Annotated in this window: 8 protein-coding genes; 3 read left to right on the top strand and 5 right to left on the bottom strand. The window is 46.0% G+C overall.

Features of this window, described 5'->3' with window-relative positions; genetic code table 11:
- Positions 1-20: 20 nt before the first annotated feature.
- Positions 21-950 carry a 15-cis-phytoene synthase CrtB gene (gene crtB, locus PY364_RS06505; RefSeq protein WP_275521413.1) on the top strand — a complete coding sequence of 310 codons (930 nt, stop codon included), beginning with the start codon at positions 21-23 and terminating at the stop codon, positions 948-950.
- A 60-nt stretch (positions 951-1,010) separates the two neighbouring features.
- Here crtB and PY364_RS06500 read toward each other — a convergent pair whose 3' ends face one another.
- From PY364_RS06500 to PY364_RS06480, 5 genes are all read right to left on the bottom strand, one after another.
- Positions 1,011-2,339 (bottom strand): MFS transporter, encoded by a 1,329-nt coding sequence (locus PY364_RS06500; protein ID WP_275521412.1) that lies wholly within the window; start codon positions 2,337-2,339, stop codon positions 1,011-1,013.
- Positions 2,340-2,520: 181 nt separating this feature from the next.
- Positions 2,521-3,684, bottom strand: coding sequence for a PepSY-associated TM helix domain-containing protein (locus tag PY364_RS06495; RefSeq protein WP_275521411.1), 1,164 nt, complete (start codon positions 3,682-3,684; stop codon positions 2,521-2,523).
- A 7-nt stretch (positions 3,685-3,691) separates the two neighbouring features.
- The gene (locus tag PY364_RS06490) at positions 3,692-5,839 is read right to left on the bottom strand and encodes an acylase (RefSeq protein ID WP_275521410.1); all 2,148 of its coding nucleotides are present in this window, start codon (positions 5,837-5,839) and stop codon (positions 3,692-3,694) included.
- A 98-nt stretch (positions 5,840-5,937) separates the two neighbouring features.
- On the bottom strand, positions 5,938-6,804 hold the full coding sequence (locus tag PY364_RS06485; protein ID WP_275521409.1) for a TauD/TfdA family dioxygenase: 867 nt from the start codon (positions 6,802-6,804) through the stop codon (positions 5,938-5,940).
- Between the two features lie 241 nt (positions 6,805-7,045).
- Positions 7,046-10,030 carry a TonB-dependent receptor gene (locus tag PY364_RS06480; RefSeq protein WP_275521408.1) on the bottom strand — a complete coding sequence of 995 codons (2,985 nt, stop codon included), beginning with the start codon at positions 10,028-10,030 and terminating at the stop codon, positions 7,046-7,048.
- A gap of 666 nt (positions 10,031-10,696) precedes the next feature.
- On the opposite strand from PY364_RS06480, the gene PY364_RS06475 reads away from it, so the two are divergent.
- Positions 10,697-14,215 carry a condensation domain-containing protein gene (locus PY364_RS06475; RefSeq protein ID WP_275521407.1) on the top strand — a complete coding sequence of 1,173 codons (3,519 nt, stop codon included), beginning with the start codon at positions 10,697-10,699 and terminating at the stop codon, positions 14,213-14,215.
- Positions 14,212-15,297 carry a TauD/TfdA family dioxygenase gene (locus PY364_RS06470; protein WP_275521406.1) on the top strand — a complete coding sequence of 362 codons (1,086 nt, stop codon included), beginning with the start codon at positions 14,212-14,214 and terminating at the stop codon, positions 15,295-15,297. Before PY364_RS06475 ends, PY364_RS06470 begins: the two co-directional genes overlap by 4 nt.
- Positions 15,298-15,421 lie beyond the last annotated feature (124 nt).

The following is a 15,421-nucleotide window of genomic DNA, read 5'->3' as shown; positions in this document are numbered from 1 at the left end:
GCCTGAGAGCTGAAAAAAGAATGCTGCAACTGTCAAAATCCCAGTGCATGAGAACTCTGGCCTCTGTGGAGGACTCCTACGAACTCTGTCGTCAGATCACGGAGAAATACTCCAAAACCTTTTATTTAGGCACTCAGCTAATGCCCGAAGCCAAGCGTCGGGCAATTTGGGCTATTTATGTCTGGTGTCGCCGCACAGATGAACTCGTAGACGGGCCAGAAGCTAGCGCTACCACGCCTGACACTCTTAACGAGTGGGAAGCACATCTGGACGCTCTATTTGCCGGTCACTGTCTAGACGACTTAGACGTTGCCTTTGTAGATACCATTTCCCGCTTCCCGCAGGATATCCAGCCGTTTCGGGACATGATTGCAGGCCAGCGTATGGATCTGTACCGTTCCCGTTACGAAACTTTTGAAGAGCTTGAGCTTTACTGTTACCGCGTGGCGGGAACGGTGGGTTTGATGTCAAATGCGGTGATGGGAGTTGAGAAAACTAAATCGGCGGCTAGCTGGAATTGGCACTGGGATAGTAGAACTCCCTCTGAAGAAGCGATCGCTCTAGGAATTGCCAATCAACTCACTAATATCCTCCGGGATGTGGGAGAAGATGCCCGTCGAGGTCGCATTTACATTCCCTTAGAAGAGTTAGCCCTGTTTAACTATACTGAGGAGGATTTATTTAAAGGTGTCGTTGACGAACGCTGGCGGGAGTTAATGCGCTTTCAAATTAGCCGCGCTCGTAAGTTTTATGCCAGTGCGGAACGGGGAATTAAGGTTCTCAGTCCAGACATTCGCTGGCCTGTGTGGACGGCAATGATGCTATACAGCAAAATTCTGGACGCGATCGAGCGCAATAATTACGATGTCTTCCACAAGCGAGCTTATGTTCCTACAGCCCGGAAAATGCTTTGTTTGCCTCTAGCTTTCTTGAGGTCAAAAGCGCTTTAGTTACTGGTTATTAATTATTGGTTGTTGAGAACTATCGAAATAACTTATAACTAATAACCATTAGCTTAAGTAGTCTCCAGAAAAATCGCTAGTAATATCCTCCACATCGCGCAACACCCGGAAAGCATACCCGCCTAAGCCAAGTATCAACATACAAAGTCCGCAGCTTGCGTAAAGAAGCGCGATACCGCTACCTGTCCCAGTCCCGAATAGCCCCCCAAAAACAGGCGCAAGACTGCCCTTTGGCATCATCGCCGGCTCAAAAACGCGATCTACCAGGGGCCCTGCGATCGAGTAACCGACAGTTGAAGCAACCAGTAGACTTACAGAACGAGTGGCAAAAACTCGCCCTTGCACCTCCGGTTTAACCTTAACTAGCCAAATAACGTCAGCAGAACTACCTAGTAGTGGAAAATTGAGAGACGAACAAAACTGAGTCAAAGTCCAAACCAACGGCGTTACTCCTAAGCCAAACACAGTTTTGCTTAAGCCGGCACCTGCCATGCCGAGCAAAAAGCCGTGTATCCGGCGCTTAGGGCCGCCCCAAGCACTCACAGCTAACGCCCCAACAATACCGCCTAAGCCGGCTGCTGAGACGGCTAGACCCAATATTCTCGCATCGTTACCAGTACGCGCTAGAATCATTGGCGATCGCAGTGTACCACTGAGATCGTGAACTAGCCAGAACATGGATGTTAATGCTAATAGCGCCAGCAGACTTGGGTGTGTGGCAATGTAGCGGAAGCCAAAACTGATTTCCTCTTGGATGTTTTTCAAACTAAACCGGGGCGTTTCTGTGAGGATAGGTTGCGGAATATTCGCGATCGCTACCGTGCAGATCGCGATCGCAAAAGTCGCGATATCAACAATTAAAATCCCTCTCAAACCCATTACATAATAGAGAGTACCAGCTAGCGCCGGCGCAACAATTTTAGAGCTATAACTTGCTAGAGAACCCATACTACTAGCGCGACTATACTGCGACTCTGGCACTATCATTGATATTGATGCTTTGTAGGCAAGCTCTTGGAGTTGCTGAAAAATACCGTTAACAGCTACAGCCACATATAAATGCCATACTTGTAAATTGCTTCGCAGATAAAGTAGTAGGATAGTAATAGTTAATATCCCAGCCACCGTATCACCAACTGCCATCAATAATTTACGATTCCCGCGATCGACAATTACCCCCATAAAGGGAGTCGTTAATAATTGTGGTATTTGTGCAAATAAACCAAATAAGGCTAATGCTGTCGCCTGACTTGTGAGTTCCCATACCCAAATAGTGAAGGCAAAGCCGGTCATGCTAGAACCAATTATAGAAACTGTTTGACCGCTCCAGATCAGCAGGAAAGTTCGGATGCTATTTGAATGGATTTTTTGTAACATTGCAACAGGGGATAGGGGCTAGGGGATAGGGGCTAGGGGCTAGGGAAGATCGGGGAGATAGGGAAGAGGAGAAGAAGGGAAGAAGGGAAGAAGAGAAAGAAGAGGGAGAGGGGAAGAAGGATAGAAGGATAGAAGGATAGAATCAGCGGGTTTCAGTTAATTTAATCCTGATAAATTATTCTCAAAACCAAGGCCATTCTGCAATTGGAGAAAGTTTTTGAGGTTCAGTTACTATCGCGTTAATTTGTCGGCTTGCTTCCCGTCGCTGAGCTAATTTCCACTGTCGCCTGCGCCAGATTAGCAGACCAGTAATTGATAGCAATGTCGGTGTCAATCCGATGAAAACATAGAGGATGCGTGTTGTCAACCCGGCAACAGCACCGATGTGTACCGGGAACAACAAATTTATAATCTGAGATGCTAAAGGTGCTGTAAAACCATTTTCTACTCGCAAAACCTTACCACTATGTCGATCTAGATAGACGTTGCTGCTACCGTTTGGGTGGATGTCTCCAGCCAGTTTTTTCCGCACTACAAAAGTTCCCTGCGGTTGGCGGGGAAAGGTAATGTAAATAGTTTTTCCTGGTAATACCAAGTCAGCTTTTTGTAAAATAATATCTGCTGAGATCGGTACTGAATTGGGCACAAAAGTTGATGTTAATTCTGGGAGTTTTGGCGTACCGATGAGCGAGTAAATCATGCCATTAAACTGGGTATGAAAAATCATGGCTGTGCCGGTGGAGGCGATCGCGATTAGAAATACACCAGATAAAATCCCCCCGACTTTGTGAATATCGTAGTTGATTAGCTGGGCCGACGAACGCCACCGGATCGCAAAGCCAGCCACTAGCTTTTTCCAACCGGGCCACAAAATGATTCCAGTTACACTAAGTAACAGCAACATTACTCCGCAAATACCAACAATTATTTCGCCAGCTTTGCCTGCCAGAAGGTTGACATGGATGTTATAAATGAAACTCATAACAGTCCTGCCCCACTGCTGAAAACCCAGAACTTCTCCCGTGTAAGGGTTGAGATAGACGTAGGCAAAACCGCCACTGTTTAATAGCATTCTCGCTGTATAAACACTATCTAATGTCCGAGGTAGCTCAATGAAATTAAGCTGCCAATCAGGATAAGCAGAGCGGATTGTCTCTAGTACAAACTGTATCGATACTCGTCGATCGCCTTGTGGGATAACTTGGAACATCTGGGGATTGAGGAAAACGTTGATTTCTTTCGAGAAGACCAATGAACTGCCAGTTAAGCTGACGATCGCTAGCAGTATTCCCACGATCGCCCCTAAATAGCGGTGCAAAACTAATGCGATTTGGCGCAATTTCATAAGTACCTCACAATTGATAATTGGTACTTTGAACGGCTCGATCTGACCCAGAAAACACCTCCCGCTTTGCTAAGTGAGATTCAATTTCTGTACGCGATCGCCAAACCGGTCGCAAACCTTGACTCGCCAATAGCTGCAACTGCTCGCCACTCTGCGCTGAATTAACCATCGTCGAGTTGCCGTAGCTCGTTAGTACCATTGCCCGCACTGGATTGGAAAACTCCACCACTGCCACGTAACTATCGCCTTCAACAGCTCGAAACCGATTATCTTTGGTGGTAGCAAAACTGAATACCCGAAAAATACCCAAGTTGCTTGGCCCTCCACTTGCTGGCAAATTCGTAGCGTCGGATTGTAACCGGAAAACATCTCCCCAAGGCACATCCAGCGCTCCATAAGCAGCTTCTACCTTGCTGGCAGCAGCAGCAAGGGCCTTCACAGCAGCAGCGGGATCTGCCAAACCGTCAGGCGTAGTCATTGGTAAGTCTTCATTCCAAGGAATAGCAAACGAGATAGGGGAACCCATCTCTTGAACCCAAGCAGCGAAAAGCACCGCACCGCGACTATCCGCATCCGCCTTGCGATCCCAGACAGCCAGCACGTCAGCGGCACGACGGGCTAATTTATTGTCCTGCTGCTGAGTAGCGCCGATCAGATCGTCCAGTAAGCGATCGGCTAATTCCATGCGCGTTGAGTGCTTGTACTCAATCATTTCTTCAAACGAGATTTTTTCATCTTCAATCAGCATCCTCGCAGAGCGCTGAGCTCGAAAAGACATTGGGCCGCGAGATGACATATAAGGTGGATAACGATCGGGATCGATCGCCTGGGGAAATGTGGTTGTCCAAGGTGGATCGTTTGCATTTTGCAACCAGCCGCTAGGAGGATCGATCGCGCGCGGCAAATCTTGATAGGGATGAATTTTCGTCCATAGCGTACTTGATGTGTCGCCAGGTATAACCCCTTGCCAGTATTTAAAGTCGCCGCCGGGCCGCTTTGGAACTTGACCGTTGAACAGGTGCATGATGTGCCCGTCTCGATCTGCGTATAACACCGTGAACATGGGAATTTGTAACGGTGCGATCGCGGCCTCAAATTCACTTAAATTATGCGATCGCGCCATATTCCACCACTCCTCTAACGCCCCCGGCCGATCGAGGCCCACAACGCGCAGCGCCACAGCCTTACCGTCTTTCTGAGCAACAACCGGCCCGTAAATAGAATGTAGCACCGTCAATAGTTCTGAGCGCTGAGAACCTCCATCCTGCTTGACTTTAAGGATTTGTGCTTCTGTTTCAAAAGCTTGGATTTTACCGTCTAAGCGATAGCCACTATCTGCCAGCGTCAGTTCGTAGGTATCCCAACCATCATGTCTGTTCACCGTGTGAGTCCAGCCCAGAGAGTCATTGAAGGCTATTGTCAGCACTGGGATGCCAACCAAGGAGGCACCATAAGCATTAATGCCGGGTGCTGTTAGCTGTGATTCAAACCAAAGAAATAAATCTGACCAGGGAAGATGCGGGTTTGCTAGCAGCATCGCATTGCCAGTCGCAGAATGGGAAGGTGCGATCGCCCAGCCATTAGATCCCAATAAGCGATCGTTAATGCCCTTCACTTGTTGAGGATTAACTACAAACGTGAAGTTCAACACCCGCTGAGTATGAGCCAGCAAGTCTACCCCATTAATTGGCAGCACGGCTTTAAGTTCATCGTCTATGCGATCGCCATGTTCTTCGGCATAACTATTAATTCCCGCAGCAAAAGCATCAAGATAGCTGCGAAAAGTTGGATTTTGTGCATCGTACCAAGACTCAGCGCGAATAGGAATTCCCATCATTCGTACCCATCGATCTGATTCTAAATATTTTTCTCCCCAGTATTCTGCTGCCCTTCCTCTCGCTTGTCCATAGAGGCGCAAAATCAGATTGCCGTGACTTTGCATCTGTGCCCAACCAAAGGCACGAAAAAGGCTTTTTGTATCTTGGGCATAAACATGAGGAATTCCATAAGTGTCCCAGAGAATTTCAGCACGATTCGGGTCGATGGCAAAACTATATTGACTCGTAAATAAGACAATAATCAGACCAAAAATAAATGGTAAAAGTAGGGATGACTTACTTTTAAAACGAGCTAGTTGTGAGGAATTTGCAAACATTTTTTCGTTGTAGAGGCTACGAAGAGGGGCTAGGGAAAGATGGGGGAGAGGGGGAATAGAGGGGAGATGGGTTAGGGGCTAGGGGAAGAAATTTAAACTCAAAAATTCAGCATACTATTGGCAAAAAAAATCTTACGCCGACTGTCAGTAAAAGCTTGTCGGCCATGCAAAAATCTTGAATTGTCAATCATTACTAAATCACCGGATTGCCAGGAGATTCCAATCGTCAGCCTATCCATAACTTCCTTGATTTCATCGATAGCCGCATCAGGAATCGGGGAATCGTCTTCAAAAATTACCTTTCTAGTTCTGTGTTCATTGATAATACCATTAGCAAAAGAGTCATCATTACCATACTTTGTTTTTACCACAGCAGAACAAACATAAGCTAGAGTAACAGACTGGTCATCATTGATTGTATATTGGATACCTTCAAAATTATTAAGAGCTTTTTCAACATCAACAATCGTTGCATTTTCTCCTAAAAAATGCTTCCAGTTAGCAACAGGTATATTGTGAATAAATTTGTTTTTCTTATTCACAAATAACTGCTGTAATTCTTCACTTAATTCTGACCAGACTTGTACGCCGTCCCAAAATAAAGTTTCCCCACCATCCGCTGCCGGCACATCACAACAAAACCAAACAGCATCGGGTCGTAAAGGGGTAGTAGCACCTTCAGCATGAGGAGCAATATACCCCATTCCTTCATTTATAAGATGGATGGCTCCATCGCTTGTATCAGCTCTAATTTTGACATCATCGCGAACGAATTTAGAGCTAAATTGTTCGGCAAATTTTTGAAACTGTTGTCGATCGACGGCAAATCCTCGAAAAAAAATTAGACCGCATGATTTAAACAATTCTCTAATTTCTGTTAGTGAAAGTTGGAAAATATTTGAGCAACTGTCGTCACCCTCAATAATTTTACCTGTATTAGTTTCCAGTGAATTGATTTTAATCATCTGCTTTTTCCTAGAAAGTTATAGTCATTTTTCAGTGATATCTGAAAGTCTTAAAACCTTTGAGTGGTTACTACTTAAGCCTTGAGTCTGAAAGGGTTTTAACCCCTGTCAGACTCAAGGTTTAACGTTAAGTTAACACCAATGATGAGTCGCGATCGCCTACGGATAAAGCCTGTGCTAAAATCTTGTTGATTAGCAATTAGCCATTAGCAATTAGCCATTAGCCATTACCAATTAGCCATTACCAATTAATAATGTAGCGAACATTAAGACTTCTACCTCTAGCCGCAAACCTTTCAGAATTATCAAAACCACCGGCACGTTGAAACTGAACTGGGAAATATTGGGTGTCCAACAAATTCTCAATACCAACATTTAACGTACCTGGCCCAATTTGGATACTACCGATATAGTCCAATACCAAATAACTATCGATATCCGCAGGGTCAACTCCTTCATCAAAAGCGCGATCGCGATTTCCGATATAAACCAGTTGCAATCGGTTGCGCCAGCTAGGAGTAGTTTGATGCTCAATATAAGCCGTTAACTTCAGCGGAGAAATGGTACTACTATTAAGAGGTAAATAATCTCCATCTTCGTTAACATCATTTTCACCTTCTTGCCAAGTCGCAGTACCACCGAATTGCCATCCCCCTCCTGGCTGCCAATCAAGAGTTCCTTCAATCCCATAGATTCGTTGCGGAGCCCGATTAATTCCGATTGGAAAACCGCGATTGTCTAATATGAAACTTTCCCCCAATTCAGAGGTATTGTAAAAACCAGAAATAGACGCTTGTAGTTGTTGCCAATTGCCGCGTACTCCAATTTCGTAGTTATCAACTTTTATCGCTTCTACCTCTTGAAAATCTCCTCTAATTGAAAATCCTGCTGGCGGACGGCGTAGAAGATTACCAAAATCTGGGATGCTAAAACCTTGGGCAAAGTTAGCAAATACATTAAATCTGTCTGATATCTTATAGACAGCGCCGATATTAAAGACGGTATTATTAAAGTCTAAATCTCCGCCTTCAATATTCTCATTACCTGGGAAAGTAGTGTAGTCGTCAACACTAAAACCGATGCGTTGGTGACGCAATCCGCCGCTGACGATAAAGTTATCGCTAATCTCCCATTGCAACTGAGCAAACAAACCTAACTGACTGAGATCGTAACGCGGGATCTCGGTACGTTCGTTAATTTTTCGGTAAACTCGACCGCCGCTTTCATCGAAGGCTTCAGGATCGAAAATATCTTGCACAACTGTGTTGTACTCGCTATCATAATCAACTCCCCAAAGTAAATTAGCTCGACTAAATAAAGGAGTTTCTATCTGCAAGCGACCGCCCCAATTTTGATGTTCTACTTGTCCAAAAGTAATGTTTTCAAAAAAAGCCTCCCGAAAATCTGCTGGGAAAAAATTTAGAGTGTTGTACCGATAGTAAGCTTGAGCCTGAACGCGACTACCAAAAAGTCGATCATTGGTATAGGTAAAGTTAACGAGAGTATTGCGATCTCTTGGGGGTGTAGAGTCAATAAACTCTAGTTCTCCTACTTTCAAAGCACGGGCTTTTTCTGTTCCGGCTGGGCGAGTATTGACGCTCAAATCGTTGATATATTCGTTATCGACTTGGCTAGAACTGTAGTGATTGAATGTTAGTTGTAAGCGCTGTTGAGGGTCTAGGTCTACTCCTACTTTAGCTAAGACATTGAAAGTCACGCTTTGATCTAAGGGGCGATCGTTAAAAATGCGATCGCCTTCAGCATCATAAAAAGTACCAGTGCTCTCTCGCGAAAAGGCAACGGCGTAGTTGAAATCGCCTTCTGTACCGGATATAGAATGTGAGATGTAATTGCCAAAACTGCCGCTTTCTAAAAACCGTTGGTCGCCAGCAGCAGCGCTTAGCCCTATTTCTGACTGTTGAGATAGCCGATTTTCGCTCGGCCGCCGTGTAATAATGTTGATCGTTCCGCCTGTGGCCTGACTTCCGTAGATCGCATTGGGGCCGCGAACGACTTCAACTCGCTCGATCGCATTAGGAGAAATAGTTTGCAGTCCTCTTGGTTGAGTATTGGTACTCAGGGGTACGCCGTCAACTAAGACAGAAATACCGCGACCACGCAGGTTTTGCCCAAATTGATTTCGAGATTGAGTCGAAGATCCTAAGCCTGGAACTTCTCGACTGAGAATATCTTGGAGGCTGCGCGATACGGGAGTTTGTTCCTCAACTTCTGCACGGGTAACGACTGTCACCGATCGCGGTATATTTTCTATAGCTTCTTCGGTGCGCGTGGCGGTCACGACGATATTAATTTCATCAGTACCTTCAGGAGTCACGCTGAAAACTAAACCGCGATCGCTTTTTACTACTTGCGCGGGTGGTGCTACTTTTTCTCCGGTGACGGTGACTCGGATGCGCGAACCTTCAAGCTGAGTTACTCTCACCTCAACAATTCCTTGATCTGGATTTCGAGCCCGAAATTCCCCACCTGATGGTAAAGCTAGTTGAGCATTTTCGATGTCGGCGATCGCGGTTTTGCCTTCTGTTCTGGTAATAGCTTGCAGTGATTGACCTGCTTCGGTTTCTAGGATGACTTCTAAACCTGTATCTGTTGGATTCAGGCGCACGCCTGTTACTTGTACGACTGATTGAGAGATTTGGACTCCCGAAGAAAAGGTAAAGCTTGGTTGCGATCGCTGAAATAATCCATCAACACTGGTGTTAGGTTGTTGAATTTCGCTGAGTTTTGGTATTTCTGCTATTGGTGCTGTTGGCTGTGCTGTTGTTGGTTCAATATTAGGAGTAGGATTCGGGCGATCGCTATGAGATATCTCTAATAACTCTTGCGAAGCAGCTATCCTACCTGTTTTTGAAGGGCTTTTTTGGAGATTTCTACTGTATTCTAAAGCAACTATCGAGTCACGATTGGGTTTTGGGTCGAGGTTTTCTACAGGTAAGTTGACTTCTAACTCCTCACTTGCCGATGACGGCTTTTCTGCGATGGGTTTTGAGGACGGGATGACAGAAGCGATCGCCCACCATTGAGTGCGATCGTCCGCTTTTAAGGGATTTACTGAACTGGGATCGAGGGCGATCGCGGGCACAGCTTCAGCAGAGTCAGAGTTAGCGCTATCAGCAAAATTTCTTGGCTCTGCTGCTGCTACTGGCATGATACCAACGCCCAGCAGTGCAACACATAAAAAAGGTAAACGCAGTTTCATTTTCATTCACACCACACACTTAAAAACTTGAGCTGCTACACCATCTGTAAGAGTGAATGCACCGATTGAGCTGCACTCCCGACTTGTACTCTGCTGAAAACCTACCCAAGCAAACACGAAAACTAAGGCCTGTGAGTAACAGGCGCAGCTATCTGTGGTCGCAGTTTGAATCTAGTTTTTTGACACGAGCGACGATGCACTCGGATTTGGTCAACAACCCAGCGATTTATCACTAATCATTTGCAGTAGCTTCATCAAAATAAAATAAGGGTGCTGCTAATGTCAAGCAATAAGCAAAATTTCTTTATTGCTAATACTTATCAACTTTTATGAAGCTACACGCTGCTATCTGCTGGGAATTTTGGACGCACGGCGGTCTGACTGTTTCAGTCTAAACTCCAGGAACCCTTGTTTTTAAGGATTTTAATGTATGAGTCCGCTATCATTACTAGCAGGCAGCTTATCACCTTTGTCTAATTACTTTAAAAATAATTATCAATTACTACTTGCAAAACCAAGATTTTAGACTTACAGTATTGAAAATAATCAAGAACTACTATCAATAAGTTATAGCGATAGCTAAAAATGACTTTTTGAGAGAAGAGCGCAGTTATCAGCGACGCGATCGCAAAACTGCAAGATTTCAGGGTTGCAATGAGTGCAAAAAGTAGAATGGCTAAACTTTTCAAGGACTTTCGAGAAATCTCCACTAACAATTCGACAGGTGTAGACCTACTGCGCTACAGGTGCTTGTACCAGCCTGACCAACTAGCTTTTACCTTTCTGCAAGACGGAGAAACAGAAAGCGATCGCCTGACATATAGCGAATTAGATCGTCGCAGCCGTGCGATCGCAGCTCAACTTCAGGCTTTGGGTATCAGCGGCGAACGCGCCTTATTGCTTTATCCCCCCGGACTCGATTATATTGCCGCTTTTTTCGGATGCTTGTATGCTGGAGCGATCGCAGTTCCAGCTTACCCACCCCGCAATCAACGCCACGCCGCCCGACTTCAGACAGCCGTAGCAGTTGCAACCGATTCCCAAGCCGCGATCGCCCTCACCACAACAGCAATTTTGCCCCAAGTGCAATCCTTGCTGGCAGACAAAATCGGAGCTATACACTGGCTCACTACCGATACAATCCCCCCCGGAATCGAAGACACTTGGCAAAAACCCTCAATTAACGCAGAAACCTTAGCATTTTTGCAATATACATCGGGTTCCACAGGGACACCCAAAGGCGCAATGCTCAGCCACGGCAACTTGCTGCACAACGCCGACATGACCCAAGGCTTAATGGGACATTCCCACACCAGCAAATTTGTCTCCTGGCTGCCGATTTACCACGACATGGGACTGATCGGCGGCGTACTCCAACCCCTGTACGGTGGCTTCCCTTGTATAATGATGCCCCCCGCATCTTTTCTACAAAGTCCCTACCGCTGGCTGAAAGCTATTTCTGACTACCAAGCCACGACCAGCGGCGGCCCTAACTTTGCTTACGAATTGTGCGTTCAGAAAATCACCCAGCAGCAACGAGAAACTCTGGATTTAAGCAGTTGGAACGTTGCCTTTAACGGTGCTGAACCGATTCGGCGCGACACCTTAGAGCGCTTTGCCGCAGCCTTTGCACCCTGTGGCTTCCGCTGGGAGGCATTTTATCCCTGTTACGGGATGGCAGAAGCAGCTTTGATGATTTCTGGGGGTGTTTGCACAGCGTCGCCGGCGATTAAAACAGTTCAGGGAGAAGCACTGGAGAAAGATCGCGCGATCGCCACGAGTGCAGAAAGTGAGAACGTTCGCACATTGGTGGGTTGCGGTCAAACTTTGCCAGACCAAAAAATCGCGATCGCGAACCCTGAAACCTTAACCCGTTGTCAACCTGATGAAGTTGGTGAAATTTGGGTATCCGGGCCGAGTGTTGGTGTCGGTTACTGGAATCGCAGCGAGGAAACAGAAAGGACATTTCGCGCCTATCTGTCAGATACAGGTGAAGGGCCATTTTTGCGAACAGGAGACTTAGGCTTTTTGCAAGATGGAGAACTGTTTATCACGGGTAGAGCTAAGGATTTAATTATTATTAGAGGTCGAAATCTTTACCCTCAAGACATTGAACTAACGGCAGAATGCAGCCATCCGGCACTGCGATCGGGTGGTGGTGCAGCTTTTTCGGTGGATGTAGAAGATGAGGAACAGTTAGTAGTTGTTCAAGAGGTAGAATTTCGGCAAAAACCGAATGTGGAGGAAGTTACAACAGCAATTAGAAGTGCGATCGCGCAAATACACGGTATCCAAGTCTATGCTGTAGTGACGATCGCCGCCGGCACCATTCCCAAAACTTCCAGCGGTAAGATTCAACGCTGCGTAGCCCGTGCCGATTTTCTCTCAGGCAACCTGAAAGTTATTGGTAGCAGCATTTTACAGGATTTTCAGACCGTTGATAACGAGGTGCATCTAACTCGCGAACAGGCGATCGCGACACCGCCAACGGACAGAGTACCGCTGGTAATATCTTACCTCCAGCAGCAGATCGCTCAGGTGCTAAGAGTGCCGAAGTCTCAGGTAAATCCGCAACAGTCCGCGATCGCACTGGGACTCGATTCCTTAAAAGTCTTTGAATTACAAAACCGAATTGAAACCGATCTCGGTACAACAGTCTCCGCAGCCGAACTTTTCGAGAGTTCCAGTCTTTCTGAGTTAGCAGCGCAATTGTGCGATCGCCTCGCCACCGCTACCCCTAGCCTGTCGCCACTGTTGCCTGCACCCAGACAAGCAGAATTGCCTCTATCCTTTGCCCAGCAAAGGCTGTGGTTTCTAAATAACTTACAGCCGGGAAACCCCTTTTATAACATTGCTGTCGCTGTCGAGCTCAAAGGATCGCTTGATGTAACTGCACTCAACCATAGCTTTTACGAAATTTTGCAGCGACAGGAGGCTTTGCGAACAACCTTTACCACTGTGTCGGGTCAACCTATTCAAACGATCGCTCCAACTTTAACTTTAGCGCTGCCAGTCATCGACTTGCGATCGTTTCCAGAAACCAGCCGGGAAGCGGAAGCGCAACGCCTAGCTACTCAAGAAGCTCAGCAACCTTTCGACTTGACAACAGGGCCGCTATTGCGAGTCACGCTGCTACAGCTAGGCGAAGCTGAATACACCCTGCTGCTAACAGTACATCACATTGTCGCTGATGGCTGGTCTATGGGAGTATTCATTCAGGAACTCGCAGCACTCTACAATGCCTTTGCTAGCAGTCAACCTTCCCCGTTAACCCCTTTGCCGATTCAGTATGCTGACTTTGCAATCTGGCAGCGCCAATGGTTGCAGGGAGAAGTGCTAGAGTCTCAACTCACGTACTGGAAACAAGAATTAAACAACCTGGCTGTGCTGCAACTGCCTACAGACAGCGCGATTCCAGCTATTCAGACCTTCCAAGGTTTGCGAGTGCCGTTCTCACTTTCCAAAGCTTTAACAGATGCGTTGAAAGTGCGATCGCAGCAGCAGGAAGTATCGCTGTTTATGACACTGCTAGCAAGTTTTACAACTTTGCTGCACTGGTACAGCGCACAAGACGACATTACTGTAGGCACGGATATTGCTAATCGCAATCAAGGGGAAACTCGGCAACTGATTGGATTCTTTGTCAACCAATTGGTATTGCGGACTAATTTATCTGGGAATCCCACATTTGATGAGTTACTGCACCGCGTGCGCGATCGCACCTTGGCAGCCTACGCACATCAGGATCTGCCTTTCGACAAGTTGGTGGAGGTTTTGAACCCAGAAAGGACTTTAAGCCGTACACCCTTATTTCAGGTCAAGCTGGTGCTGCAAGCACCGCTACCACCTTTGGCGCTTTCGGGTTTGAGTGCGAGTGTCTGCGAGGTGGATAGCCACACTGCCAAGTATGACTTGCTGCTGAATCTGACTGATAGCGATCGCGGTTTGACTGGGTGGATGGAGTACAGCACAGACTTGTTCGCAACTGCTAGCATTGCGCGGATGCTGTCGCTGTTTGAAATGCTTTTGAATGCGATCGCGCTTCAATCTGAAGTGAAGCTGAGCGTTATCAAAGAAATGCTAAATACTGCTGACCAACAGTGGCAAATTGTCAAAGAACAAGAACTTAAAGAAGCTCGTCTTCTCAAGTTTAAAAATGTAAAGCGTAAAGCAATTGAACAATTAGCATGATCAAAACTTTTGCATCTCATAAATTTAAGAGTCAACTGCCACCGCTGCGATCGCGCCGAACTATTAGCGCGTCTTCAGAAGAGTTGGTTGAGGCTAAGTTTCTTCAGTCAGACAGATTTCTACCTCTAGTCATCAGCCCGAATTTAGAGGAAGTAAATCTTGTAGGTTGGGCGGCGCAAAATCTGGATTTTATCGAAACAGAGTTATTGAAATGGGGAGGTCTACTTTTTCGGAATTTTAAAGTCAGTAATGTGGCTAAGTTTGAGGAGTTTATTGCGACTGTTTCTGGGGAATTATTAGAGTATCGAGAACGTTCCTCGCCGCGCAGTCGCGTCAGGGGCAATATTTATACTTCCACTGATTATCCGGCGGAACAAAGTATTTTCCTGCATAATGAAAATTCATACCAAGATAGATGGCCGCTGAAAATCTTCTTTTTCTGCCTGAAAAGTGCGACATTAGGAGGAGAAACGCCACTGGCTGATGTCAGAAAAGTATTACAACGCATTGACCCTAAAATTCGCGATCTCTTCGCACAAAAACAGGTGATGTATGTCCGTAATTTTGGCAGTGGTTTAGGGCTACATTGGCATGATGTTTTTCAAACGACAGATAAATTAAAGGTAGAAGAGTATTGTCAAAATCGTGACATTGAGGTACAATGGAAAAATGGCAATTGCTTGAGGACTAGACAAGTTCGCCGCGCTATTCTCAAGCACCCTAAAACGGGTGAAAAAGTTTGGTTTAATCACGCTGCTTTTTTTCACATATCAACTTTAGAGCCAACGCTCCGCGATTCTTTACTGGCAGAGTTTCAAGAATCCGCTCTTCCTAACAATACTTATTACGGAGATGGTTCTCCGATTGAGCTTTCTATTTTAGAGGAAGTGCGCGAAGCATACCGACGAGAAACTGTGACTTTTTCCTGGCAGGAAGGGGATATTTTAATGCTGGATAATATGTTAGTCGCTCATGGGCGATCGCCTTTTGTTGGTTCCCGCAAAATTGCGGTAGGAATGTCTGAAACTTACAGCTATAGTCCGACAGTCCGACAGGGGTTGAAACCCCTGCCTCATAGCTAAAGTCGGTTAAAACCGACTAAAAGATAGCTATACCCTTTGTCTTTCGGCGGTTAAAACCGCAACTACACAAACAAAGTCAGCCTACGCTGACTAAAGAATAATATCAGGTTCGGTTCAATAGATA

This window comes from Kamptonema sp. UHCC 0994, assembly GCF_029167235.1.
Taxonomy (GTDB): Bacteria; Cyanobacteriota; Cyanobacteriia; order Cyanobacteriales; family Microcoleaceae; genus Kamptonema.
This window is presented reverse-complemented; position numbering and strand designations above follow the sequence as displayed.